The following is a 25,091-nucleotide window of genomic DNA, read 5'->3' as shown; positions in this document are numbered from 1 at the left end:
CTTAAAACATTTAAGCGTATTCTGTATTTGTGTATAACATATACATTACATATAATAAATTTACTTAAACATGAAACCTACATTATTAATATTGGCCGCAGGTATGGGCAGCCGTTATGGAAGTATGAAACAAGTTGACGGTTTTGGCCCCAACGGCGAAACCATTATTGACTACTCCATTTACGACGCTATTAAAGCCGGGTTCGGAAAAGTATCCTTCATTATCCGGGAGGAATTTCTGGACGACTTTAAAGCCATATTTGAGCCAAAACTTAAAGGAAAGGTTGAAACCGATTATATATTTCAAACTTACGACCTGAAACCTTTTGGTATTGATGAAACCATAGAGCGAGCCAAGCCCTGGGGAACAGCACATGCAGTATTAGCCTCACGCGATCAGGTTCATGAACCTTTTTGCGTTATAAATGCCGATGATTTTTACGGATATGACGCTTTTAAAAAAATGGCCGATTTTTTAACTACCGAAGCCGCTGATGACCGCTACTCGCTTATCGGGTACCAGATAGACCGTACCTTGTCTGATCATGGTTCCGTATCGCGCGGGGTGTGCCAGGTAGAAGATGGTAACATGGTTGCCATTAATGAGCGCCTCAAGGTATATTTTAAAGAAGATGGCTCAGTAGTTTATGAAGATAATGGCCAGGAAGTTCCCCTTCCGTCAAATACACGTGTATCCATGAACTTTTGGGGTTTCACACCTGCCATATTTGAACAAAGCCTGGATCTGTTCAAAAAGTTCGTGGCTCAAAATAAAAACAATCCTAAAGCGGAATTTTTTATACCGCTGGTTGCTGATGAACTCATAAAAAACAATACTGCTACATTTAAAGTAATACCAACCGCAGAAAAATGGTTTGGTGTAACTTATAAAGAAGACAAACCTATTGTAGAAAATAACATTGCAGAGCTGGTAGAAAACGGCACCTACCCTGCAAACCTTTGGGAATAATATAACAGCTTTTTTTAATAATTTTAAATCCTGATGCGCGGTAATATTTACCGTGCATTTTTTTTATATATATTTTTATATATCAGTAATACTTATATATTTGTTATAGGTAATTAATACATAATCAATACAATAACCCCTGATTGTATGGTAGCAGCATTTCCTGATAAGGATATTCATCATAAGAGGGCACACACCCGTTTTAAATGTCCGAAATGCAGAGCAGAATTTGACAGCCGCATTCCCCGGGGTTTTTGGGTTAAAACATTTTTTTTCTGGCTGCCGGTAAAAAGATATATATGCTACCGATGCAACCGTACCAAATATTTTTTGGGCAAATAGCGTGCGTACCCCAATTTTTTTCTGAAAAACTCTGAAAGTTATTATGCTTATTTAAATATTTCTTATAATTGAATTATAACCTACAAATAATTCAATTGCAAACCACCACACATTCTATGGATACCCGTTGCCCTAAATGCGGTAAACACTTTCACCATAAATTACGCAGAAGCTGGGTGGTAAAAAAGCTCTTGTTCTTTTTACCGCTTAAAAGATATTTTTGCGCTAATTGTAAAAAAAGCATGTATATATTAAAACGCAGCTGATCAAATATTTATATATATTAATATTTGGTACAGGTATTGCTATTCACTGTTAATAATATGTATTAATGCTGATACAAAAAACAATTGACATGAGACGGATACTGGCGGTGGATGACGATAAAGATATTTTGGAAGTACTCCAGTTGATTCTGGAAGATTCCGGTTATGAAGTAGAAACACTTTCTGACGGTCATTTTTTAATGGATAAGATAAGGGATACAAAACCCGACCTGATTTTGCTTGATATTATGCTGGGCAATTTAGATGGCAGGGAACTTTGTAAATACCTTAAAAAAATTGACAACACCCTTAACATTCCTGTTATTTTAATATCGGCAAGCCATACAGTTAACACCTCTCTAAACCAGGAAGGCGCTCCTAATGATTTCGTTGCTAAACCTTTTGATATAAGTACACTGCTCAGTAAAATAAAAACGCAGCTGAACGCAGCTTAACACTTATAACTTCCCACTTTCGGCCAGTTCCTCATCAATTTTTTTATTCCATTGCTGCTGCATATAATTATTTATGCTGTGCGCTGTTTCCGCATCATATTGTTTTTGCAATTTGTCCAACTCTCTTAATGCATCAAAATAAGCCACATTTATAGGGCCGTCATAGTTTTCAACGCTAAGTTTCTGCGCAGCTAAATTTTGTTTAAAATGGTTAGCTACAATTTTCGCAATATCAAAATGCCGCTGTTCATGGTTTAACCCGTACCCATTGCGAGCCTCGCTTTTTACCCAGTTTGCACTTTTAGGCGCATAAACCTTAAGATAAAGTTTAACATAAATAATACCTTTAATCAGTTTTACTTCTTCATCGTAGCCTATGCTTGCAAATATTTCGGCACTATGTTTTGTAGAATATTGTGGTTTTTCAAGGAAATCAGTCCATTTTAAAGGTCGGTTAGCATCATAGTAAATCGTATCGCCTTCAGCGGCCGTACTGTAATCGTCAAAAGATAGTTTTACATTTGTTGCAAGCTTAATATTATTATCAGCCTGCACATTTATCCAGTTGTTTATATAAATTAAACTATTGCTGATCACAGTACGCAATAAAGGCTCAATTTGCTGAGCCGGCCCCGCGTTACGTTCATAGGTACTGCTACTGGTATAATCATCCAGCTTAATAAATATATCATCCTTTTGCAATCCAAAGGTTAACGAAAACGTAATATCCCCCTTTACCCGGTTGGCATTTATGGGCCTTTCGGTAATATTTAATGCTTTAAGCATAACTGCTACAGGCCGCATTTTGGTGTTTGCCGGAAAATTAACATCAAAAAAACTCTTCAGGCACTGCAATGTTCCCCCCTTCAGGTCAACCTGTACCGGCTCTCCTTTACCGTCGGCAGGTTGTAACTTACCAATGGGGCCTTTATGTGCACGCTCGTCAGTAAAACTGGTAATATAAAACTCCGCATTACCCACCTTTACAGGCTCATTTTGTAATACGATCTCCTCCCTGCCCTGCCCATCCGGACCAAAAGCACAGTAACAATTACTTCCTGCAAATAACAGGCTGCTGATAATAAATAGTTTTAACAAGTACTTCGCCATTCTTTACATAAACGATTTTGGTATATCAATATTTTGCAAAACTCATTTCAAATAACGCCCGTGATATTGCCTGCATTTACTATTTTTGCATGGCAGCTTCCAAAAGTTTTCCACAAGCATACCAGCAAAACACAATCAACGTTTGAAAGAAAAACGTTTTCCACATTTGTTAATTACTAATGTGGATTGCATTTTTGCGTTTAGCTATTTTAGCATCATCATTACTATGCGCTTATATGACCAAATTTAAATACATCACCTTAATAGCACCGGTATTTTTAGCCCTGCCATCACTTGCGCAGCAAAACCCATCCTATCAAACCAACCGTATCTACCTTAACGCTGGTGAACTGCTTGATAAAGGCAAGTATGCCGATGCTGCTGAACAATATCGCCTGGTAGAACAGTCCCGGCTTAAAACAGGCACACAATCTAAATTTGAATCGGAGCTTTCCCTCCTTAAAGAGAACGCACAGTATTACGAGGCACTTTGCGCGCTGGAACTGGATAACGATGATGCTGAAGGGATGTTTACCCGCTTTATTAACGAACATCCTGAAAATCCGCTGGCTAAAGTTGCTAACTTTCAGATTGGCAGATCATATTTTAAACAAGGTAAATATACCGATGCCTTAACCTGGTTTAACAAGGTAGAAGCGGGTGAACTTACCGGTAGTCAGAACACGGAATATAAATTCCGTAAAGGCTATGCCTATTTTGTAACCAACGATTATAAAAATGCGCAGGTACTGTTCAGTGAGGTAAAAAATAAACGCTCATCATTTACTGACGATGCCACTTATTATTTTGCCTATATAGCTTATTTGAATAAAGATTACCATTTAGCACTGGTAAATTTTGAACGTTTAAAAAATTCTAAAAAATACGAAGACAGCTATCCGTACTACATTACCGCCGTATATTTTTTGGATAACCGTTACGATGATGTACTTAACTACGCCATCCCGATCATAAACAGCACCCATCAGCAAAACGAAACTGAAATGCTGCGCATTATTGCCGCCTCGTATTTTGCAAAAGGCGATTATCCTAACGCGGTTAGCTATTACAACCGTTTTCAGGCGCAGGATGAGGGCCGTACCCAAAACACACAGGACAGCTACCAAATAGGTTACGCTTATTATAAAACAGGCAACTATAATAAAGCGGCAACGGTGTTAGAGAAACTGGTGGCCCAAAATGATAATTACAGCCAGAGTGGTAATTATACACTTGGTGATATATTCCTGAAACTGAATAACAAACAAAGCGCGCGAAATGCCTTTCAGGTAGCCTCAAAGCTAAGTTTTGACAGACAACTACAGGAAGATGCCTTGTACGAGTACGCCAAGCTATCGTACGAACTTGATTTTAACACTCAGGCGCTTGATGCTACACGCTTATATTTGAAAAATTATCCTAATTCCAAACGTACTGATGAGGTAAAAACGTTATTAGGCGAGGAACTACTTAACTCACGCAATTACAAGGAAGCGGTAGAAATTCTGGAACCGATACCTAACAAATCACAAAGTGCTTTAGCAGCCTATCAAAAAGTAGCTTATTACCGGGGTTTGGAATTTTATAATGAACGTGCGTTTGAAAATGCCATAGGCATATTTTTGCGCTCGTTAAACAACCCTATCGACCCAAAAATAGAAGCGCTTACCAATTACTGGATGGCAGAGTCGATGTACGAAGTGCGTAAATACACCGAATCAGTAAAAACCTTCGAGCATTTCTTAAGCATGCCCGAAGCAAAACAAACCGATGTTTATAACTACGCTAACTATGCGCTGGCTTATGCGGCTTTTGGCGGTGAGCAATACGGTAAAGCAGCCAGTTATTTCGAAAAATTTTTACGCGGCGGCGTTACCGATAAAAACACAGAAAACGATGCCATAAGCCGCCTCGGCGATAGTTATTTTGTTTTAAAAAGCTATGGCAAGGCTATGGAGTATTATAATGATATTATAGCACGCCAAAGCCAGGGGCAGGATTATGCGCTGTTTCAACGCGGTATAATACAAGGCCTGCAAGGGTCACAGGACGCAAAAATCAGCACACTTACTGATGTGCTAAACCGCTTTCCTAACTCTGATTATGCTGATGATTCGGCTTTTGAGATAGCTTATGCTTATTTCCTGAAAAATCAGGGTGATACATCGCGAACCGAATTGCAGGCCATGATACAAAAATATCCGCAAAGCAGTTACGTACCACGCGCCTATACTACCATAGGCTTAATTGATTATAATGCCGGTAACGATGATGCCGCTGTAGAATCCTTTAAAAAGGTAGTACACGATTATCCGTCGAGCGATGAGGCACGTACTGCACTTAAACAAATAGAGAAGATATACACCGATAAAGGCGACGCGCAAACCTTTATTACCTATGCAAGTACAACTCCTGTTGGTAATTACACCACGTCCGATCAGGAAAGCATTATGATAACGGCCGCCAACAACCTTTACCTGCGTGGCGACTGGCGCGGCGCAGCCGGTGCGGTGAACGCTTACTTTGATAAGTTCCCTTCCAGGCAGATCTATGAAAAGCAGGCCAGGTTTATCCGCGCGCAAAGTCTGGCTAATTTAGGCGATTACGATAACGCTGTTATTGATTACAATGTGATACTGAACGACTGGACCAGCGCTTATACCGAAAAATCGCTTATAAGCATGGCTAAACTGTACATGGCGCAAAAGAAATATAATGATGCTATCGTGTTCCTGAAAAGGCTGGAAACCAATTCAGAATACAAAGCCGATTATACCTTTGCTATAAACAACCTGTTGTTAAGTTACTCGCAGATAGACATGCCCGACGATGTGCTTAAATATGTTACGCTGGTACGTAACAACGAGAAATCCGCACAGGAGGATAAATATAAAACCGGGTTATATGCGGGCAAGGCGTATCTGCAAAAAGGTGATACCACATCGGCAGTAAACGAATTTGACTATACGCTCAGTAACACCAAAACCGTTGCAGCGGCTGAGGCCAAATACAATATTGCCAATATTGAATACCTGCGCGGCAAATACAAGGCATCGCAAAAAACCTGTTTCGATCTGGTTAAAGAACTGCCCAATTACGATTACTGGGTAGCACGTACCTACATTTTGCTGGCTGATGATTATGTAGGCCTTAAAGACGATTTTCAGGCAAAGGCAACCCTGCAGAGTATTATTGACAACTATAAAGGCAATGATGACATCTTAGAGATTGCCAAACAAAAACTGAGCAGGCTTGCCCCGCAAACCGACGCAGGGCAAAAGCCGGATACTACTACTACGAATGAAAATAATTAGCGAAACAAAGAATAACAATACACGACAAGCAATGAAATTAAAATATACAGGCCTGCTGCTTACCTTGTTAATGGTAGTTTACTTTGTTCCCGCAAATGCGCAAACAAAGCCCGTTAAAAAGCCGGCTAAAGGCACCGAGTCGCAGCAAAAAACTTCAGCAAAAAACTTAGGCGATGCAGCGGCTAAAACCACTGCAGATACTACTAAAAAAGGCGGGCAGGGCAATACCCCTGCAAATGGCGGCAGCCTTTCCGAAGAGATTGTTGTAACTACGGCCTACAAACCTGTTTTAGCCGAGGCTGTAAAAATACGCCGCAACCCCGATCTGGAAGATAAGGTTCCGTTTAAAGCGCCGTTAAGCTATTCCCCACTTGACAAAAAGCTTACCCAGGATAACAACATCCGCCAGCTGGAAGCCATGAAAAGACCTGCCGAGCAGGATTCAGCCTTGCTTAACAATTATGTGAAGGCCGGCTTCGGGAGTTTAAAAACCACCTTTGCCGAAGGTTATTTTGCCAATGGCCGGGATGAAGCACTGCAAACCGGGGGATATTTTAAGCATCTTTCGCAGCAGGGTAATATTTACAAGCAAAACCAAAGCGTTAACGAGTTAGGCGTATTCGGCAAAAGCATTAATGACGAAAACACCCTGAGCGGCCGTTTGAATTACAAACGTATGGGTACCTACTTTTATGGGTTCGATCCGCTTAACCCGCCTGTAAATTTTGAGCCTGCCAGGCAAACCTTTAACACTTTTGGTGCCGAGGGCGAACTGGCCAAAAATTATCAGGATGTTGAGAACGCCTTTACTTACGCCTTAAAGCTTAAAGGCTATATTTTCAGCAACGCATTTAGCGCTAAAGAGAACAACCTGGTACTTTCAGGTTTTCTTAACAAAACAGTTAACCAGTTTTATGCCGGTGTAAGCGGCTCACTTGATCTCAATACGCAAAAGGATAGTTTATATTCTATCAACAATAGCCTGTTAAGAGCAAACCCTTACATTAAGTTCCAGGGCGATAATTACAAGATAGATGCGGGTGTTAACCTGGTTAAGGAATTTGGCTTTTCCTCAAGGTTCTTCGTTTTCCCTGCAGCAAAGCTGGAGTTCCAGGTAATACCTAAATACGTTCGTTTATTCGCCGAGGCTAAAGGCGATGTCAACCGCTCATCATTACAGGAGTTTAGCGAAACCAACCCTTTCATTGGGCAAAACATCAACATACTTAACTCGGTCGATCAGTTAGATATCACCATCGGTTTAAAGGGCACCTTAGCACCGGGCTTAGGCTTTAAGGCCGCTGTTTTCCGCGATAACGTAAAAAACCTGCCGTTATTTGTAAGTAACTTTGCAGCAGAGGGTAATAAATACCAGGTAATATATGATGGCGGTAAAGCGCGCATCAGCGGTTTTAATGGCGAGCTTGACTTTAGGGCCAGCGATAACGTAGATATATTTGGCCGTGTAGAGTTTAAAGATTACAAACTGGCTACCGAGGCAAAACCATGGAACCTGCCTAAATTTAAACTTACAGCGGGTACAACCATACATATCAACAATAAAATTGATGTTACCGGCTCTTTGTTGTTCCGTGGCGCTACTATCGATCCGCAACCGGGTTATGGCAGTTCAGCTTCAACAACGGTGTATTCCAATATCGCATCGTTTGCTGATCTTAACGGGGGCTTATCCTACAAGGTGAATAAAAATTTCTCGGTATTTGTGCAGGCTAATAATATTTTAAACTCATCAAATCAAACGTGGTTATATTATCCAAACTATGGTTTTAATATATTTGGCGGCGTTGGATACAGCTTTTAACATTTTTTGTTGTTTTATAATAATCCGTACTTTTAGCGAATGGATGTAGGCTATTATATAAGTGAGTTGCTGGGGCAGCACGGGGATGTAAATGTACCCGGTTTGGGTTATTTTGCCTATACCCGCGTAAACGGACGCTACGATGCAGCCGAATCAAAATTTTATCCGCCCGGGTATAGCGTACAATTCGATCCGCAATCATTTGAAGACGATACATTGGCGGAATATATAGCCGTTAAAAAAAACATATCCATAGCATCGTCTAAGTATTTTACCGAGAAATTTATAACCGCGCTGAAACAAAATGCGGTGTCCGGCAATGCACAGTTATCAGATTTAGGCTTTTTCAGTATTGAAGGAACAAACCTTTTTTTTCATCCTAACAAGAATGAAATTCCGGGACCCGATTTTTTTGGTTTCCCGGTTATAGATGTGGCAAAAACAGGCGAACAAAAACCTGTAGCAGTTACCGAACCTGTTGCCGTACCGCAACGACCGAAAGAGATACTTACGGAAATTATTAAACCACTGCCGGTTGGTCCGCAGTTTGAATCAGACCGGGCGCATGAGGAATATTTGGTGGAACTTACCACTAAGCGCCGCAGAAAAACAACCTGGGTGTTTATCGGGCTGGCGCTCGCTTTTACCGCGTTGGTGGCATTCCTTATATACCGGTATGATCCTTCTGAATTGAGCCTCATGCAATGGGGATCTGAAAAAAAGGCACCTGCACCAAAAATACAGGTATTACCCCCTACCGATACACCAAAAAAACAGGAACCTGAAAAGGATACTTCTGAAATAATTACACCCGTTGCAAAAACTGATACGTTAGCAAAAACAACCGCTGCAAAAACTGATACGATACCACTTCCCCGATGGGAAATTATGGGCGGAACATTTAAAACACTCAAAGAAGCAAACCGCTCCATACAAAACTATAAAACATTGGGTGTAGAAGCCCGTATTGCTGATGATGTACCCGGGCCAAGAGTACATATTACCCTAGGCACCTTTAAAAAACGCAGTGAAGCAATGACCGCCATACGCGAGTTGATAGACACAAAAAAAGTTAGTAAAGACATTTATCCATTAGAAATTAAACCAAAACTATGACGCTATTATTGCAGGTTGCAGATACAGCCGCACGACTATTAGACACCACTACCCAGGCTGCTACACAAGTATCACAAATACCTGATCAGGAATTAAGGTTTGGCGACCTGCTTATAAAGGGTGGCTGGATAATGTTACCCATAGGGCTATTATTAGTGCTTGCGCTGGTTATATTTTTTGAACGTTACTTTACCATACGTAAAGCTGCTAAAAATGAATCACACCTCATAAAACAGGTACGCGACAGTATTGAATCGGGTAACCTGCAATCGGCAATAGCTATTTGCCGCAACAGTAATTCACCACTGGGCCGTATGTTACAAAAAGGACTGCTACGTATTGGCAGGCCTATAAAGGATATTGAGGGCGCGATAGAGAATGTTGGTAAATTGGAAGTTGCGAAGCTGGAAAAAAACATCAGCATAATAGGCATTGTAGCCGGTATTGCACCCATGTTTGGTTTCCTGGGTACCATTGCAGGGGTTATCAAAATATTTTACGACATATCAAAAACCGATAACATCAGCATGGGTGTGATATCCGGTGGTTTGTACGTAAAAATGGTAACATCGGCAGCCGGACTATTGGTAGGTATAATTGCCTATGTATGCCATAATATACTGAACATGATGGTTGACAAGATGATATTAAAACTGGAAACCGATGCCATTGAATTTATAGATCTGTTAGAAGAACCAAGTAAATGAATCTGAGAAAAAGACAAAGAGGCGCTGCTGCGGAGGTACACACCTCGGCAATGAACGATATTATGTTTTTCCTGATGTTGTTTTTCCTGATAGCATCAACAGTTACCAATCCAAACGTTATAAAACTGATGTTGCCCAAATCATCAAGCGGGCAATCGGTTTCCAAAAAAACAATTACGGTATCGGTAACCAAAGATCTGAAATATTACGTTGATAAAAAGGAGGTGGCTATTGATAACCTGCAAAACACCTTATCAGGCTATAAATCATTAGCTACCGAACTTACTATTATCCTGTATGTAGACAGGACTGTTGCCATACAGGATGTGGTACAGGTAATGGATATAGCGCAGAAATTGAATATTAAACTGGTTTTAGCTACCGAACCAAAAGGTTAGAGCGTTTAAAATGGAATACAGAGAAGAAAATAATTATCCCAAGGCATTTGCAGCAACAGGCATCATAATTGCCGTTGTAATGGCTTTGTGCTATTTTATTGTATTTCATTCGCCCGCCAGGCATGAGGAGGGCACAGGTGGCATTTTGGTAAATTACGGCACTACCGACGAAGGCATGGGTAACGATTATATGAGTACCGAGGAACCGTCAGTTGCCGAAAAAGCCAACAATACCAAACCCGATAAAGTTACCGACGCCCCAACTACCGAACAAAAAGTACAGGAAGAAAGCAGCGATAAAAACATTGTAACCCAAAATAACGAAGATGCGCCCGAAGTAGTTGCCAATACTACAAAACCAACTAATACTGTAGCTACGGAGCAAAATAAAAAAGAAGCCAAACCAACCGTTAACCAAAACGCCTTGTATAAGGGTAGTGCCAACAAAGGTACTGGCGAAGGTGACGGAACCGGTAATAAACCCGGTAACCAGGGCAAGCCAACAGGTACAACACTTACCAATAATTATAACGGCACCGGATCGGGCAATGGCGGCGACCTTAACCTGTCGCAGCGTAACTTTGTGCGCAAGCCCGATGTAAAGGACGATCATCGACGCACCGGAAAAGTGGTTGTAGATATACGGGTAGACCGCGATGGTAACGTAATATACGCCCGCGCCGGCGCCCGCGGAACAACTATTACTGATGCCGACCTGTTGAATAAATGCGAGGAAGCAGTAAAAAACTCCAAACTTAACTCTCTGGATAATGCGCCCGATACTCAGATAGGTACAGTGGTTTTTGTGTTTAAGGTAAATTAAAATTTAAGCGTTTTAAGTACCGGTTGCCTGAGTAGCAGGAGCAGAATTTTGAGTGGTACTTGCAATAAATCATCCTTTAATTATTTATAAATTTACCCGCTTTCCATAGCTATGGCCTATGGACTATGGACTATGGACTACCAAAACACCCTCCATTACCTCTACACCCGCCTGCCCATGTTTACCCGGGATGGTGCTTCGGCATTTAAAAAAGACCTGACCAATACGCTTGCTCTGTGTAAACTCCTCGGCAATCCTCAGCACAGGTTCAAAAGCATACACATAGGCGGCACCAATGGCAAGGGTTCTACCTCACACATGCTCGCAGCCATACTGCAAACTGCGGGGTATAAAACAGGCCTGTACACCTCGCCACATTTAAAAGATTTCAGAGAGCGCATCCGTATAAACGGCGAAATGATAAGCGAACAAACCGTTATTGATTTTGTGGCGCTGCATCAAACGGATTTTGAAAACATACAACCTTCCTTTTTCGAGATGACCGTTGCCCTTGCCTTTGATGTATTCGCCAAAGAGCAGGTTAATATCGCGATAATAGAAGTTGGCCTGGGGGGCAGGCTGGATTCCACCAACATCATCACCCCCCTTTTATCTGTTATTACCAATATAGGTTGGGATCACATGAATATGCTGGGCAATACCCTGCAACTGATAGCTGCAGAAAAAGCAGGCATTATTAAACCAAACGTACCCTTAGTAGTGGGCGAATACCAGCCCGAGGTAGCAGATACCTTTATAAATAAGACGAAAAAGGAAAACAGTGAAATGGTATTCGCATCCGAAGAATGGGGATTGATTGCTGCTGAAAAAGATGGCAATTACCTGGCCGTGGATATTCAAAAACACGTATTGCCAACCTTCGGCCTTTCGGATGATCCGGTGCTGCATCTTCAGCTCGATCTAACCGGCACCTATCAGCTTAAGAATTTAAAAACTGTACTTTCAGCCGTGCAGGAACTAAGGGAACAGGGTTTTACCATTACTGATGAGCATGTTGTAAAAGCACTTAAGCAGGTAAAAACCTTAACCGGCCTGCATGGCCGTTGGGAAGTGATCAATAACCAACCATTAACCATTTGCGATACCGGCCACAACCCGGATGGCATACAGGAGGTATTAAAAAACATTGCTGCAGTAAGCTATAACAAACTGCACTTTGTAATAGGCGTAGTTAATGATAAGGATAGCGCTAAAATTCTGGCTATGCTGCCTAAAGCTGCCGTGTATTATTTCTGTAAACCTGATATTCCGCGCGGACTGGATGCTGAAACGCTAAAGCAACAGGCGGGCGTATTTGATTTGCACGGAGATGTTTATCCATCGGTACAAAGCGCCTTGCAGGCTGCACAGGCTAACGCTGCTGATACCGATCTGGTTTTTGCAGGAGGCAGTACATTTGTAGTTGCAGAGATCATCTGATCGGCGGCGGTTGATAAGCCTTATTAAAGTTTACTGGTGGTTTTCTTTAACAATTATTAACATCCACAGTCTAAAAACTTTATAAAATAAGCCACATATTCGCATAAACCTAATCTGCCAACATGAGATACACCCTTTTACTGTTTGTTCTACTAATTTCCGCAACTGCCTTACACGCTCAGGACGCCATGATAAACGGCAAGATCACCGATGATAACGGCAATGCTGTACCGTTTGCCACTGTATACATAAAAAATACTACTAAAGGGGCCTCAGCAAACAGCGATGGTGAATACACACTTACCTTAAAAAAAGGAACTTATGATATACAATATAAAGCGGTAGGCTACAAGCAGGAAAGTCGTAAGGTTAACCTTACAGCAAACCAGCAACTAAACGTAGTTTTAAAAACGGAAGAGTATCAGTTAAACGAGGTAACGGTACATTCCGGCGGCGAGGATCCCGCCTATGCCATCATTCGCAAGGCCATTAAAAAAAGAAAAAGTTATCTGAACCAGGTAGATGCCTTTACCTGCGAAGTTTATATTAAAGGTTTACAAAAATTGCTTGCAGCGCCAAAAAAATTCCTGGGCTTTGATGTACAAAAAGCTACACGCGAAGCCGGTTTAGACTCCAACCGAACCGGTATCATTTACCTGTCGGAGTCGCAATCAAAATTTAGTTTCATGCAGCCTGATAACGTACACGAGGAGCTGGTCTCTTCTAAGGTTTCGGGTAGTAACAAGGCTTTCAGCTATAACCGGGCCTCAGACATGAAGGTTGATTTTTACGAAAATCTGCAATACTGGGACGGACTTAGTAATCGTCCGCTCATATCACCCATTGCAGATAACGCCCTGTTTTACTATAAATATACCTGGATGGGCATTTCCATAGAGAACGGCGAAACCATTAATAAAATACGGGTTACACCACGCCGCGAGCACGACCCATGTTTTAGCGGTTATATATATATACTGGATGACAGCTGGCGACTGCAAAGCGTTGGGCTTTACATTACCAAAAAAGCCAACATTAACTTTGTGGATACCCTTAAGGTAGATCAGCAATTTTTTCCGGTAAGTAAAGACGTTTGGATGCCTGCTTCTGTTAAGTTTGAATTTACAGGTGGCATATTTGGTTTTAAATTCGGTGGGTATTTTATCTCGCTTTATAAAAATTATGACCTTAATCCCCAACTCAATAAAAAGGATTTTAACGAAGTATTAAAAATAACCAAAGGCGTTAATAAAAAAGATTCTACCTATTGGGAGCAGGAACGGCCTATTCCGCTCACCGCCGAAGAAAAAACCGACTATCAGAAAAAAGCGGTACTGGCTGCCAAACGCGAATCAAAACCTTACCTCGATTCATTGGATAGTGTAAACAATAAAGTAAGCATTGGCAAGCTGCTATTGGGCGGGTATAATCACCGCAACCGCTACGATCATGAATATTATAACTTCAATTCGGTTTTGGGCTCCCTGCTTTATAATACCGTGGAAGGATTCGCTATTGACTACGGCGCATCCTTCACCAAACAGATAGACAGTGCCAACAATCGGTATCTATCGGTATATGGCAAGGCACGGTATGGCTTTTCCAATCATTTATTTAACCTTAACGGCGGCATAACAGTACCTGCCGGACCGGTTAACCTTAACTTTACAGGCGGCTCTGACGTGCTGGATATGAACAACCGCAATTCAATTACCGACTTTAACAATACTATACATAGTTTATTTGCCCGTGAGAATTTCGAGAAGCTTTACCAAAAGAAATACGCGGCTGCTTCTGCATCAACCCGTATTAGTGGAGGCTGGCTGGCCAGCGCATCGGTAGAGTGGGCTAATAGAAAATGGCTGCCAAACACTTCCTATTTCAGTATCTTCCATCCGGCCAACCGCGAGTATTCGTCCAATAATCCGTTATTACCTGCGCAGGATGTTCCGCTCTTTCCGGAGAATCAATCTTTTAAGATAGGTTTCCGTACTACGTATAACTTCAGCAATAAATATGAAACCTATCCTGCAGGCAGGCGTTACCTGCCATCAAAATATCCTACTATTGGGTTATCATTTACAAAGGCGGTAAAAAATGTCTTAGGTGCTGACGCCGATTATAGTCTAATTTCTGCCGATGTGACCAAATCCGACATTCCGTTGGGGATGTATGGCCGCACATCATTTTATATAGCTGCCGGTAAGTTCTTCGATGTAAAAAACATCTATTTTACCGATTTCAGGCATTTTAGCGGCAACCAGGCATTATTTTATAAACCCGGGGAAAGCAAGTTCCTGCTGCTTGATTATTACAACTTCAGCACGGGCAACAAATACCTGGAGGGCCATCTCGAACATAATTTCTCAGGCTTTATTTTTAATAAGATCCCCCTTTTACGATCGCTTAAATTGCAGGAGCTGGTAGATGTGAATTACTTAACTACCCCCACCCTGAAAAATTATACCGAACTGGGCTTTGGCATACTTACACCAGCAGGCATTCGTATCATGTATGGCACTACGCTTAGCGGCAATAGTTCTGTTAATTCAGCTATAAGAATAGGGATAGGCTTTTAGTAACTAATAGCTAAAGGTAAGGTATATTCCACCCCATTGATGCGACCGGCTATAGGCGGTATTTAATTCACTTGTTCTGCCTGAATTAAATGCCCAGGTAATATTAGTGGTTAGCGTTTTACAGGGCAGGGTTACCCCTATGCCACTCTCCCATTCTAAAATAAAATGATTTAACTGATTAAAGCCCAGTGTGTAATCGGAGTGTGAAAACCCACCGCTTAATAATTCATTATACAACATTACAGATGGTTTTACCCCGCCGAAAACAAACAGCTCAAACTTCCTCTTCTTCTTTGCATAGATACCTTTGTTCATGTCGCCCATCGGATTAAAATTCATATACCAATTATCATTATTCAATATCCCTAACCTGCCGCCTAATTGCACATTAGCACCATTATAATAACCGGCCATTCCCTGCCATCCCCACTTTAGCTCATAAAATGTATTGCCGCCTGGCGAGTTCGTTGTCAGCAATTTTTCGTAACTAAGCGAATATAGTAATGTCGGCTCACCGCCATCTGATATCTGATGCGGCCACCCTCTGGGTATAAAGGGTTCGTGGGTATTTCCGTCATTCATAAGTTTATGAATAGCCGTTTGCACGGTTTGCCCCAGTCTAAGCCCCAACACTCCGTAAACAAAATCACTGGCGTAAAGCTCATTAGTGCTTCCGTTTAAATAAATCTGCTTGGCTGATAAGCCTAACAAAAACGCGTAGGGCCTGTCGCCTGCAATTACATCATAGCTTTGCAGATCATCGGGTGTAAAGGCGGTACCATTAATAGATAAACCTGGCGACAGGTGATCTACCTCTGCTTTATATACATACCTCCCTGTAAATAGTTTGGTTAACCATTCCCCGGGTTTAAAAAGTAAAGTATGTTCCAATTTGGGGTTAGTAAATCCGCCGCCAAAACCCATTGTATAATTCTGATCGCGCGCGTTAGAGAACTGAAGTATTGGGTTCAGGTCTTCATCCGTATAGATCATTATACTGCGGTTTTGCTCACGTAAAGAATCAGTTACCTGCGCTTTTGCCATATAACAAGCAGCGCATAATAAAACAATTAAAAATGTAGTTTTCATTTTCTAAAAGCTGGTTGATTTCTGAATTGTGCATCTGCACTGTTGCAGGCATTTATCTTTTCGCATATGCCATTACTGCTTAATTCCATATATACAGGTTGTTGATCGGCCTTAACATTTGCTTTAACCCGCTGAAGTGTGTTATAATAATTAAGCGATGCACCCTGTGTGCAAACCCCGAATAAGGCAGAAGTAAATACGGATCCGTCTGGTTTCGATACCGCGCGTTCCCCATCCAGGCTGGCACCTAAATAAATTATCTGGGCGTTAAGCTTACTGATGTCAAGTCCTTCGGCTAAATTAAAATCGTTATTTATACTTTTTTCACCAGTTAAAGCTGGCAACGTGCCTCCATCGCAGCAATCAGCTATAAAAACAATATTTACTTTTTTGGAAAAGCCGGCAAACTTATTAAACAGCTCATCATCTACCAACTGGCCATCGTATAATAAAATAGTTTCATCTAACGTATCCCCGGGATGAATAGCGGCTTCGTCATGGTTGCTATCGTAAACCTGGCCCCCGTGGCCTGTAAAATACAAATACAGATAGTCGCCATCTTTTAAATTATCCGCATAAGATTGTAGTTGAGAAAGCACGTTCCCCACGGTCGCGTCGTTACTTCTTGTTAATATGGTGATATCATTACTCTCTACGCCTGCCCTTTTAACCAGGGTTTCCATATTTTGAATATCCTTGCTCATACCCGGATTTCTTGTAGATATACCAACAAGCAATGCAAATTTTTTTGTTTCAACGGGTGCAAATTCAGCCTTCTGAGGGGTGAATGGTTTGTAAATAATAAATAATGTGGCGGCAAGTAATACTATAAAAACAATAATATATATGGTTTTGCGGCGCATATTAAAAAAGTGATAAGAGGTTAACTGAACTATACTTAAATTTAGCTATAGGTTTTTAAATTTCACCCCGTTAAAACACCTGATTTTTACACCTCAAATCGCGGTGTTTTTTCGTTTCCCAGTATTTTTATTTCTTGTCACATTTTAACAATCTCCCTTCTCACATCTCAAACAAAAACTTATCTTTGCCCATGCAAGAAAAAATCCTCATTCTTGACTTCGGTTCGCAATTTACCCAGCTTATCGCGCGCCGTGTCCGGGAACTCAATATTTACTGCGAGATCCACCCCTTCAACAAGTTTCCTGATATTGACGAAAGCGTAAAAGGCATTATCCTTTCAGGCAGTCCCTATTCCGTTCGGCAGGACGATGCTCCTTATTTTGAGTTCGCTAAATACCATCAGCAACTGCCCATTTTAGGTGTATGCTATGGCGCACAGCATCTGGCTCATTTTAACGGTGGCGAGGTAATGGCTTCCAGCACCCGTGAGTATGGCCGTGCTAATCTGGATTACATTAAGCAGGAAAACTCTTTGTTTAAGGATGTACCGGCGGGGTCGCAGGTATGGATGTCACACGGTGATACCATTGCACGCCTGGCCGATGATTTTGAGATCATAGCGAGTACTGACAGCGTAAAGGTGGCCGCATTTCAGATCAGCGGAACAAAAACTTACGGTATTCAATTTCACCCCGAGGTAACCCATAGTATTGATGGTAAACAATTACTGCAAAACTTTTTGGTAGATATTTGCGGATGCATACAGGACTGGACACCTGACTCCTTTGTAGAAACCACCATTGCCGAACTGAAAGAAAAATTAGGTAATGATAAAGTAGTGCTTGGCCTTTCGGGCGGAGTTGACTCATCCGTAGCTGCGGTATTACTGCACCATGCTATAGGTACCAATTTACATTGTATATTTGTTGATAACGGCCTGCTGCGTAAAAATGAGTTTGAATCTGTTTTAGATTCATACCGCCATATGGGGCTTAATATAAAAGGGGTTGATGCCAGACAGCGTTTTTATGATGCGCTGGCAGGGTTAACCGATCCGGAGAAAAAACGCAAAGCCATAGGCCGCGTGTTTATTGAGGTTTTTGATGATGCCGCGCACGAGGTACAAGGTGTTAGCTGGCTGGGCCAGGGCACCATATACCCGGATGTAATTGAATCCGTATCGGTTAAAGGGCCATCGGCAACCATTAAATCGCACCACAACGTGGGTGGCTTACCTGATTTTATGAAACTAAAAGTGATAGAGCCGTTAAACACCCTGTTTAAAGACGAAGTGCGTAAAGTAGGTAAGGCTTTAGATATTGATCAGAATATTTTGGGCAGGCATCCATTCCCGGGGCCGGGCCTGGCTATCAGGATATTGGGTGAAATTACACCCGAAAAAGTACAGATACTGCAAGAGGCAGATGCGATTTATATCAACAATTTGCGTGCTGCGGGTGTTTATGATAAAGTTTGGCAGGCAGGCGCTATTTATTTACCGGTACAATCGGTAGGTGTAATGGGCGATGAGCGTACTTATGAGAACGTAATTTGCCTGCGTGCGGTAGAATCGTTAGACGGTATGACGGCCGATTGGTGCCATTTACCCTATAACCTGCTGGCAAAAATCTCCAACGAGATCATTAACAATGTAAAAGGAATTAACCGGGTAGTATATGACATCAGTTCGAAACCACCGGCTACTATTGAATGGGAATAAGTGGCTGATATTTTTTTTAGCGGCAACAATGGCTGCCTGCTCGCCAAAAGTGAGACAGACACCTAAACCCACACCTATACCACCACCGCCAACAGAGAAAAACCCGTCTAAACCCGAAAAACCCGTTGAAAAAAAACCGGTAAAAAAACATACAGATAAACCCGCGTCTATATCAATGATATTACCGCTGGGACTGGATCAGTTAAGACCCGGGCAACAATATTCAGCCGCTAACTTAACCAAAGCCAATATGGCTGCGGAATATTACCAGGGGTTTAAACTCGCACTGGATTCATTGGCTACAAGCACCGGTACCGACTATAAGCTGGAGATCTTCGACTCTAAAGACAGGGTTGCAGAGGCGCATAGCCTGGGTTATAATCCGCGTATACGTTCGAGTGATCTGATAGTAGGGCCTGTTTTCCCCGAGGATATCAAGGCTTTTACATCGGTACTCGCCTCAGCTAAGCAACCTATAGTATCACCGCTTTCGCCCTCAGCACCATCCACCTATAAAAATCCGCATCTGTTAACCATGACCCCGCCGCTGGAATATCATGCTGCGGGCGCGGCCACCTACGTTTTTGAACGTTTGCGCCCCAAAAAAATATTCATACTTAAATCCGGTTACAGCGAGGATAACGATTATATTATACCCTTTAAAAAAACGATAGATAGCTTAAGCAATAAGCACATACAGGTGATAAGCACCACCGTTGTGCATGGCGACCTGAAAGGGTTAATGCCTCAGCTATCAAGAACGGCTGATAATATTTTTATCATACCATCAACAAAGCAGGCTTTTTTAACAATTACTTTGCGCTCGCTTGAGGATCTGTCTGATGAGTACCCCGTACAGGTATTCGGCCATCCGAACTGGGAGAAATTGACCTACTTAAAGGCTGCACAATTACAGCATGTTAATACCCATATCACCTCATCATACAAGGTGGATTATAAAAGTGTAGCTACCGTAGTTTTTTTACGGAATTATCGTCGTGCCTACCATACCGAACCTACCGAATACGCTATAAAAGGCTTTGATGAAGGCTTATACCTGGGCCAACTGCTTGCCGACGGGGATGATCATATCAAAAAACCTGATGAATATAACTACTTAGGCCTGCACAACGATTTCCATTTTGTAAAAGTGCCGGGACAAGGTTGGGTAAATGCCCATGTTGACATATTGAAATACGAAAACTTTGAACTTAAACGGGCCGAATGAAAGCCATTAATCAGCTTAAAACGTTTCACACAATTTTGGGTGCCTACCCGGCTGAAACGCCTTTAAGTAAATTTTTACCGGGCTTTTATAGGCAAAACAAGCAAATGGGCTCTACCGACAGGCGTGTGGCAACAAGGCTTATTTATAATTACTTCCGCCTGGGACGTGCGCTACCCGATCTGCCGGCTGAGGACCGTTTAATGGTTACCGAATTTTTGTGTAACACACAAACCAATTCCTTTTTGCAGCATTTTAAACCGGAGTGGGCTGCCTGCATAAGTTTTGATACTGATGAAAAAATAAAGCTGATTACTGCCGCACACCCCGATTTTAATTTGAATGATGTATTTCCCTGGGTGGGTGAGTTATCCGCGGGCATCAATAAAGCATCTTTCTTAAAGTCCATATTCATACAGCCCGACCTTTTTATTCGTATAAATGCAGGCTTTGATACGCAGGTAAAGGCTGGCCTTACCAAAGCAGGTATAACTTTTAAAGATGAAGGTAATGGCTGCATCTCCTTACCGAACGGCACCCGCTTAGAAGCCATATTCCCAAAGCATAACTGGTTCGAGGTACAGGACCAGTCCTCACAGCAAACCGCTCAATTTTTCAAACCAGAAAAATGGGACAACTGGTGGGATGCCTGTGCAGCATCTGGCGGCAAATCGCTGCTATTGCACAGCTTGCAACCTGATATTAAGCTGGTGGTGTCAGATATCCGTGAATCTATCCTGGTCAACCTCGACGAACGTTTCCAGGAAGCAGGCCTGCGCAGGTATCAGAAAAAACTGCTCGATCTCACCGAAAATAACGATCAGGTTTTACACAACTACGAATTTGATGGTATTATACTGGATGCTCCTTGCAGCGGTTCAGGCACCTGGGGCCGCACCCCTGAAATGATCAGCCAGTTCGATATTCATAAGACCGACTTTTTTAAGCGCCTGCAGCAAAGCATAGCGCGCAACGTGGCCAAACATTTAAAACCGGGCAAGCCAATTATCTATATCACCTGCTCAGCCTTTAAAGCCGAAAACGAAGCCATTGTAGATTTTATGGTAAAAGAGCTTAACCTGCAGCTCGAAGAAATGCAGGTGTTAAAAGGCTACGAACATAAAGCCGATACCATGTTTGTGGCAAGGCTGATAGCTTAAGAAGAGAATAGACATAAGAGTTAAGTGACAGGGGTCAAGGTATAAGAGCCAAGAGTCAGGATAAATGAATCAGGATCGCTTTTAAATCATTTATTCCGGCATTCCTTTCTCCTTCCCATCTATACTACAGCCCCGAATTACTCCTGAACAATTTTATAGCGATCGCCAATAAGATAATACCGAATGCTTTGCGCAGAATATGCAGCCCTGTGGGGCCTAACAACTTTTCGAGCCAGCGTACATTTTTAAGCACCAGGTAAACTATCAGCGTGTTTACTACAATGCCTACAATAATATTTTGAGTTTGATACTGCGATTTTAGCGATAAAAGCGTGGTCATGGTGCCTGCACCCGCAATAAGCGGGAAAGCGAGTGGTACAATAGATACCGCCTCGGGCATTTCTTCCTTAAAAAAGTTAACCCCCAATACCATTTCCATAGCGATGATAAAAATAACCAGGGAACCCGCTATCGCGAATGACGAAATATCCAGCCCGATGATCCCTAATAATTCATCTCCTAAGAAAAGGAAAGTTATCATTAGCACCAATACGGCTATACTTGCCTTCTCCGACTGTATATGCCCTGCACGCTTGCGCATTTCAATAATAACCGGTATGGCTCCCAGTATATCAATAATGGCGAAAAGGATCATGGTTACAGAAAGGATCTCTTTGAAAACTAAAGGATGCATGGTATTGTCAGTTTTGTTCTTTTGATTTTAAGCGAATACTGAACAAAAATGCAATTAAAATATAGAAAGACGATAAAAAGAATACGCTATGTACCGATATTACTGTAATTAATCCTGCACTAACCGGCCCGAGAGTTTGCCCGATGGAAGCGTACGACTGATTGATCCCCATGATTTTGCCATGCGTACCCTCTTTATTATGGTCGGCAATTATCGCATTCAGCATAGGGTTGCGCAAGCCGTTAAATAAGCCATAAAAACCAACGCATATCGCAAATACCAGCGTACCCATAGCAAAGCCGGCTACTACCATAGCCCCAAAACACAACATGGTAGAAATGAGCAATATCAATGATTTGGACGAAATTACCTTAGTAACCAACGGTACCGCCAGCTGCATTAAAATGCCGCTTATTCCAAATCCGGCATAAAACAATCCTATTTGTGATGGACTAAGCTTTAACGAATCAACACTGAAAGTCTGAAAACCTATCAGCATGGTAAATTGTGCCATGGTAAGTAAAAACCCGGTGAATACCGCCGTACCAATTACAGGAGTCTTTAATACCGTTATCAGCGATATAAAATTGAAGCTCTGCTCTTTGGTATGGGAGCTTTTGCCCTTTCTTTTATTAGTTTCTTTCAGAAAAAAAAAGGTAAGCAGTATACCAATTAATGCGATACCGGCCGCAAAAAAGAAAGGCACCTGTATACCAAATTTACTCAGTAACCCGCCTATAGCAGGCCCTATAACAAAGCCAAAACCAAATGCCGAACCTAATATGCCGAAATTGCGTGCACGCTCCTGCGGCGATGATATATCAGATATCATGGCCTGCGCTACAGAAATATTACCACCGGTAAGTCCATCAAGTATGCGGGCGGCGAATAATATAAAGATGCTGTTGGCCAAACCAAACATCAAAAAAGATGCGCAGGTGCCTGCCAGGCTGATGATCAGTATAGGTTTACGGCCAAACCTGTCGGACAGGGAACCCAACACCGGCGTTGCAAAAAACTGCGCGATGGAAAACGCGGCCGTAAGCAAACCGATGGTTTGCTGCGTAACACCAAACTTTTTACCATACGGATAAAGCAATGGGATAATAATACCAAAGCCCATTGAGTTGATTATCGCGATAAAAACAAGTACCCATAATATTTTATTGATCTTCATCCGGCGTGTTTTCTTTTTACTCCTTACAAAAGCGATAAAAACAAAAAAGGTTCTGCTGCGGCAGAACCTTTACATTATAATGGGATAATATTACTCCATAAAATTAGGATTCGGCGGATCGTCCACCCCTTCAACTTTACCATGCCTTACATGCGATCTTTTAACACTGTAACCAAAGTAAATAATAAAGCCTATTAACAACCATACTAATAATCGTAACCAGTTCTCTAAACCTTCGCTGGCTATCATACAGGCACAAATAGCGGCACCCAGAATACAAACTACCTGGTAAGCCGGAGTCCTGAAAGGTCGCTCCAAATTCGGATCGGTTTTGCGGAGGATAAATATACCTATACAAACCAGCACAAACGCAAACAGTGTACCAATACTCACCATTTCGCCCACAACGCTATCCGGAATAAAACCTGCAAATAACGATACGAACACAAAGAACAACCATTGTGATTTATAAGGAGTACGGTGTTTCGGATGTAATTTTGAGAAAACAGGCGGAATTAAACCATCAGTACTCATGGTATAAAATACACGGGTCTGGCCCATCAGCATCACAAGTATTACTGATGAAAAACCTGCCAGAATTGCTACGGTAACTAAATTAGCCAGCCAGTTATAACCCGGCATAGCATGCTTAATAGCATAAGTTACTGAGGCTTCTTTACCTTGTACTAAAAAGTCTTTATAAGAAGTTAATCCGGTTAATACGTGAGAGAATAATATGTATAGTGCAGTACATATCACTAAAGAGATAAGAATACCTTTCGGCATATCTTTTTGCGGATTTTTAGCTTCCTGAGCGGCAGTTGATACGGCATCAAAACCGATGAACGCGAAGAATACCACACTCGCTCCCCTTAATACACCGAGCCAGCCATGATTAAAGGTATCGGCGTAGTTAACTACACCCGTACTGGTAGTAACACTACCCTCATCCGCAGGGATCATGTAAGGAGTATGTAAAGCAGGGTTAATGAATTGCCATCCTAAAGAGATGATCATTAACACGATTGCTACTTTCACAATTACAATAACGTTATTCACAATTGCCGACTCAGACATCCCGCGGATAAGCAGCATGGTAAGCATCAGCAATATAAATATGGCAGGCAGGTCAATCATACCCCGCGTACCAAATTCACCAGCGTACATACCGCTATGCAGGTTGGCTACCTCAAACGGCGAGTGAGAGAGGGAGTATGGTATGTGAACGTTAAAGAACGTATGCAAAAATTCATTAAAATACTGTGCCCAACCTATAGATACCGTGGCGGCTCCCAAAGCATATTCCAGCACCAGATCCCATCCTATTATCCAGGCGATAAGCTCGCCCATAGTAGCATAAGAGTAGGTATAGGCCGATCCGGCTATAGGTATCATACTGGCAAACTCTGCATAGCAAAGTCCGGCCAGCGCGCAACCAGATGCCGCTATAATAAATGAAATGGTAACTGCCGGTCCGGCGTGTTCACCTGCTGCTGCTGCGGTCCGCACAAAAATACCCGCGCCAATAATGGCACCGATACCCAGGGCAATAAGCGAACCCAGGCCAAGCGTTCGTTTTAAGGTTTTCTCTGTCTCCCTCGAGGCAGCCAGTAACTGCTCGATCGGTTTCTTAATAAATAACTTCATTTTAATTTTAAGTAAGATCAGTAATAGTTAAAATCGTGTTGTCCCAAACGTACTTAAATTTATTGAAAAGATAAAGTACAGAATGTAACAACAGCATAGTTGTTAATAACGGAATTAAAAATTGTTAAAATGACTTAATTGACCACCGCTATCATTTAGTTGCTTGTAAGCAT

19 protein-coding genes are annotated in these 25,091 nt (G+C 42.0%); 13 read left to right on the top strand and 6 right to left on the bottom strand.

All coding sequences use genetic code 11. From position 1 onward, the window contains the following. Positions 1–70: 70 nt before the first annotated feature. Positions 71–970, top strand: a complete 900-nt coding sequence (locus I5M19_RS15770) for a nucleotidyltransferase family protein (RefSeq protein WP_200067319.1) — start codon at positions 71–73, stop codon at positions 968–970. Between the two features lie 697 nt (positions 971–1,667). Then, the gene (locus tag I5M19_RS15765; RefSeq protein WP_200067318.1) at positions 1,668–2,033 is read left to right on the top strand and encodes a response regulator; all 366 of its coding nucleotides are present in this window, start codon (positions 1,668–1,670) and stop codon (positions 2,031–2,033) included. Positions 2,034–2,036: 3 nt separating this feature from the next. On the opposite strand, the gene I5M19_RS15760 is transcribed toward I5M19_RS15765, so the two are convergent. Beyond that, positions 2,037–3,143 (bottom strand): hypothetical protein, encoded by a 1,107-nt coding sequence (locus I5M19_RS15760; RefSeq protein WP_200067317.1) that lies wholly within the window; start codon positions 3,141–3,143, stop codon positions 2,037–2,039. A 236-nt stretch (positions 3,144–3,379) separates the two neighbouring features. Between I5M19_RS15760 and I5M19_RS15755 the strand changes: the two genes are divergently transcribed. The 8 genes from I5M19_RS15755 to I5M19_RS15720 all read left to right on the top strand — a co-directional run bounded on the left by I5M19_RS15755 (position 3,380) and on the right by I5M19_RS15720 (position 15,342). Further along, positions 3,380–6,457, top strand: a complete 3,078-nt coding sequence (locus I5M19_RS15755; RefSeq protein ID WP_200067696.1) for a tetratricopeptide repeat protein — start codon at positions 3,380–3,382, stop codon at positions 6,455–6,457. A 31-nt stretch (positions 6,458–6,488) separates the two neighbouring features. Next, positions 6,489–8,279 (top strand): porin family protein, encoded by a 1,791-nt coding sequence (locus tag I5M19_RS15750; protein WP_200067316.1) that lies wholly within the window; start codon positions 6,489–6,491, stop codon positions 8,277–8,279. 39 nt (positions 8,280–8,318) lie between these two features. Further along, positions 8,319–9,395: an HU domain-containing protein gene (locus I5M19_RS15745; protein ID WP_200067315.1), complete on the top strand. Its 1,077-nt coding sequence runs from the start codon at positions 8,319–8,321 to the stop codon at positions 9,393–9,395. Next, positions 9,392–10,102: a MotA/TolQ/ExbB proton channel family protein gene (locus I5M19_RS15740; RefSeq protein WP_200067314.1), complete on the top strand. Its 711-nt coding sequence runs from the start codon at positions 9,392–9,394 to the stop codon at positions 10,100–10,102. The genes I5M19_RS15745 and I5M19_RS15740 overlap by 4 nt, the downstream gene beginning before the upstream one ends. After that, complete coding sequence (locus I5M19_RS15735) at positions 10,099–10,500, top strand: ExbD/TolR family protein (RefSeq protein WP_200067313.1); 402 nt, start codon at positions 10,099–10,101, stop codon at positions 10,498–10,500. Before I5M19_RS15740 ends, I5M19_RS15735 begins: the two co-directional genes overlap by 4 nt. A gap of 10 nt (positions 10,501–10,510) precedes the next feature. Then, positions 10,511–11,323, top strand: a complete 813-nt coding sequence (locus I5M19_RS15730) for an energy transducer TonB (RefSeq protein WP_200067312.1) — start codon at positions 10,511–10,513, stop codon at positions 11,321–11,323. A gap of 111 nt (positions 11,324–11,434) precedes the next feature. Then, positions 11,435–12,763, top strand: coding sequence for a bifunctional folylpolyglutamate synthase/dihydrofolate synthase (locus tag I5M19_RS15725; RefSeq protein WP_235985860.1), 1,329 nt, complete (start codon positions 11,435–11,437; stop codon positions 12,761–12,763). Positions 12,764–12,885: 122 nt separating this feature from the next. After that, entirely contained in the window at positions 12,886–15,342 is a 2,457-nt protein-coding gene (locus I5M19_RS15720) for a DUF5686 and carboxypeptidase regulatory-like domain-containing protein (RefSeq protein WP_200067311.1), read from the top strand. A 3-nt stretch (positions 15,343–15,345) separates the two neighbouring features. Here the strand turns inward: I5M19_RS15720 and I5M19_RS15715 are convergent, their stop codons facing one another. Both I5M19_RS15715 and I5M19_RS15710 read right to left on the bottom strand, forming a co-directional pair. After that, positions 15,346–16,431, bottom strand: coding sequence for a lipid A-modifier LpxR family protein (locus tag I5M19_RS15715; RefSeq protein WP_200067310.1), 1,086 nt, complete (start codon positions 16,429–16,431; stop codon positions 15,346–15,348). Continuing rightward, a complete protein-coding gene (locus tag I5M19_RS15710) occupies positions 16,428–17,294 on the bottom strand; it encodes a caspase family protein (RefSeq protein ID WP_200067309.1) in 867 nt (288 codons plus the stop codon). The genes I5M19_RS15715 and I5M19_RS15710 overlap by 4 nt, the downstream gene beginning before the upstream one ends. Positions 17,295–17,485: 191 nt before the next feature. Between I5M19_RS15710 and guaA the strand changes: the two genes are divergently transcribed. The 3 genes from guaA to I5M19_RS15695 are packed head-to-tail and all read left to right on the top strand — an operon-like array spanning position 17,486 to position 21,400. After that, the gene (gene guaA / locus I5M19_RS15705; RefSeq protein ID WP_200067308.1) at positions 17,486–19,015 is read left to right on the top strand and encodes a glutamine-hydrolyzing GMP synthase; all 1,530 of its coding nucleotides are present in this window, start codon (positions 17,486–17,488) and stop codon (positions 19,013–19,015) included. Beyond that, positions 18,972–20,243 (top strand): ABC transporter substrate-binding protein, encoded by a 1,272-nt coding sequence (locus I5M19_RS15700; protein ID WP_200067307.1) that lies wholly within the window; start codon positions 18,972–18,974, stop codon positions 20,241–20,243. The genes guaA and I5M19_RS15700 overlap by 44 nt, the downstream gene beginning before the upstream one ends. Beyond that, positions 20,240–21,400, top strand: coding sequence for an RsmB/NOP family class I SAM-dependent RNA methyltransferase (locus I5M19_RS15695; protein WP_200067306.1), 1,161 nt, complete (start codon positions 20,240–20,242; stop codon positions 21,398–21,400). The genes I5M19_RS15700 and I5M19_RS15695 overlap by 4 nt, the downstream gene beginning before the upstream one ends. Before the next feature lie 124 nt (positions 21,401–21,524). Here the strand turns inward: I5M19_RS15695 and I5M19_RS15690 are convergent, their stop codons facing one another. From I5M19_RS15690 to I5M19_RS15680, 3 genes are read right to left on the bottom strand one after another with little or no spacing between them, the layout of a single operon-like run. Next, positions 21,525–22,094 (bottom strand): MarC family protein, encoded by a 570-nt coding sequence (locus tag I5M19_RS15690; protein ID WP_200067305.1) that lies wholly within the window; start codon positions 22,092–22,094, stop codon positions 21,525–21,527. A gap of 7 nt (positions 22,095–22,101) precedes the next feature. After that, on the bottom strand, positions 22,102–23,307 hold the full coding sequence (locus tag I5M19_RS15685) for an MFS transporter (RefSeq protein WP_317193245.1): 1,206 nt from the start codon (positions 23,305–23,307) through the stop codon (positions 22,102–22,104). A 54-nt stretch (positions 23,308–23,361) separates the two neighbouring features. Next, entirely contained in the window at positions 23,362–24,918 is a 1,557-nt protein-coding gene (locus tag I5M19_RS15680; RefSeq protein ID WP_200067303.1) for an APC family permease, read from the bottom strand. Positions 24,919–25,091: the final 173 nt, after the last annotated feature.

The sequence above is a fragment of the Mucilaginibacter segetis genome (assembly GCF_016522075.1).
Classification (GTDB): domain Bacteria; phylum Bacteroidota; class Bacteroidia; order Sphingobacteriales; family Sphingobacteriaceae; genus Mucilaginibacter; species Mucilaginibacter segetis.
Note: the sequence above shows the minus strand (reverse complement) of the source record. Positions and strands in the feature narration are given on the sequence as shown.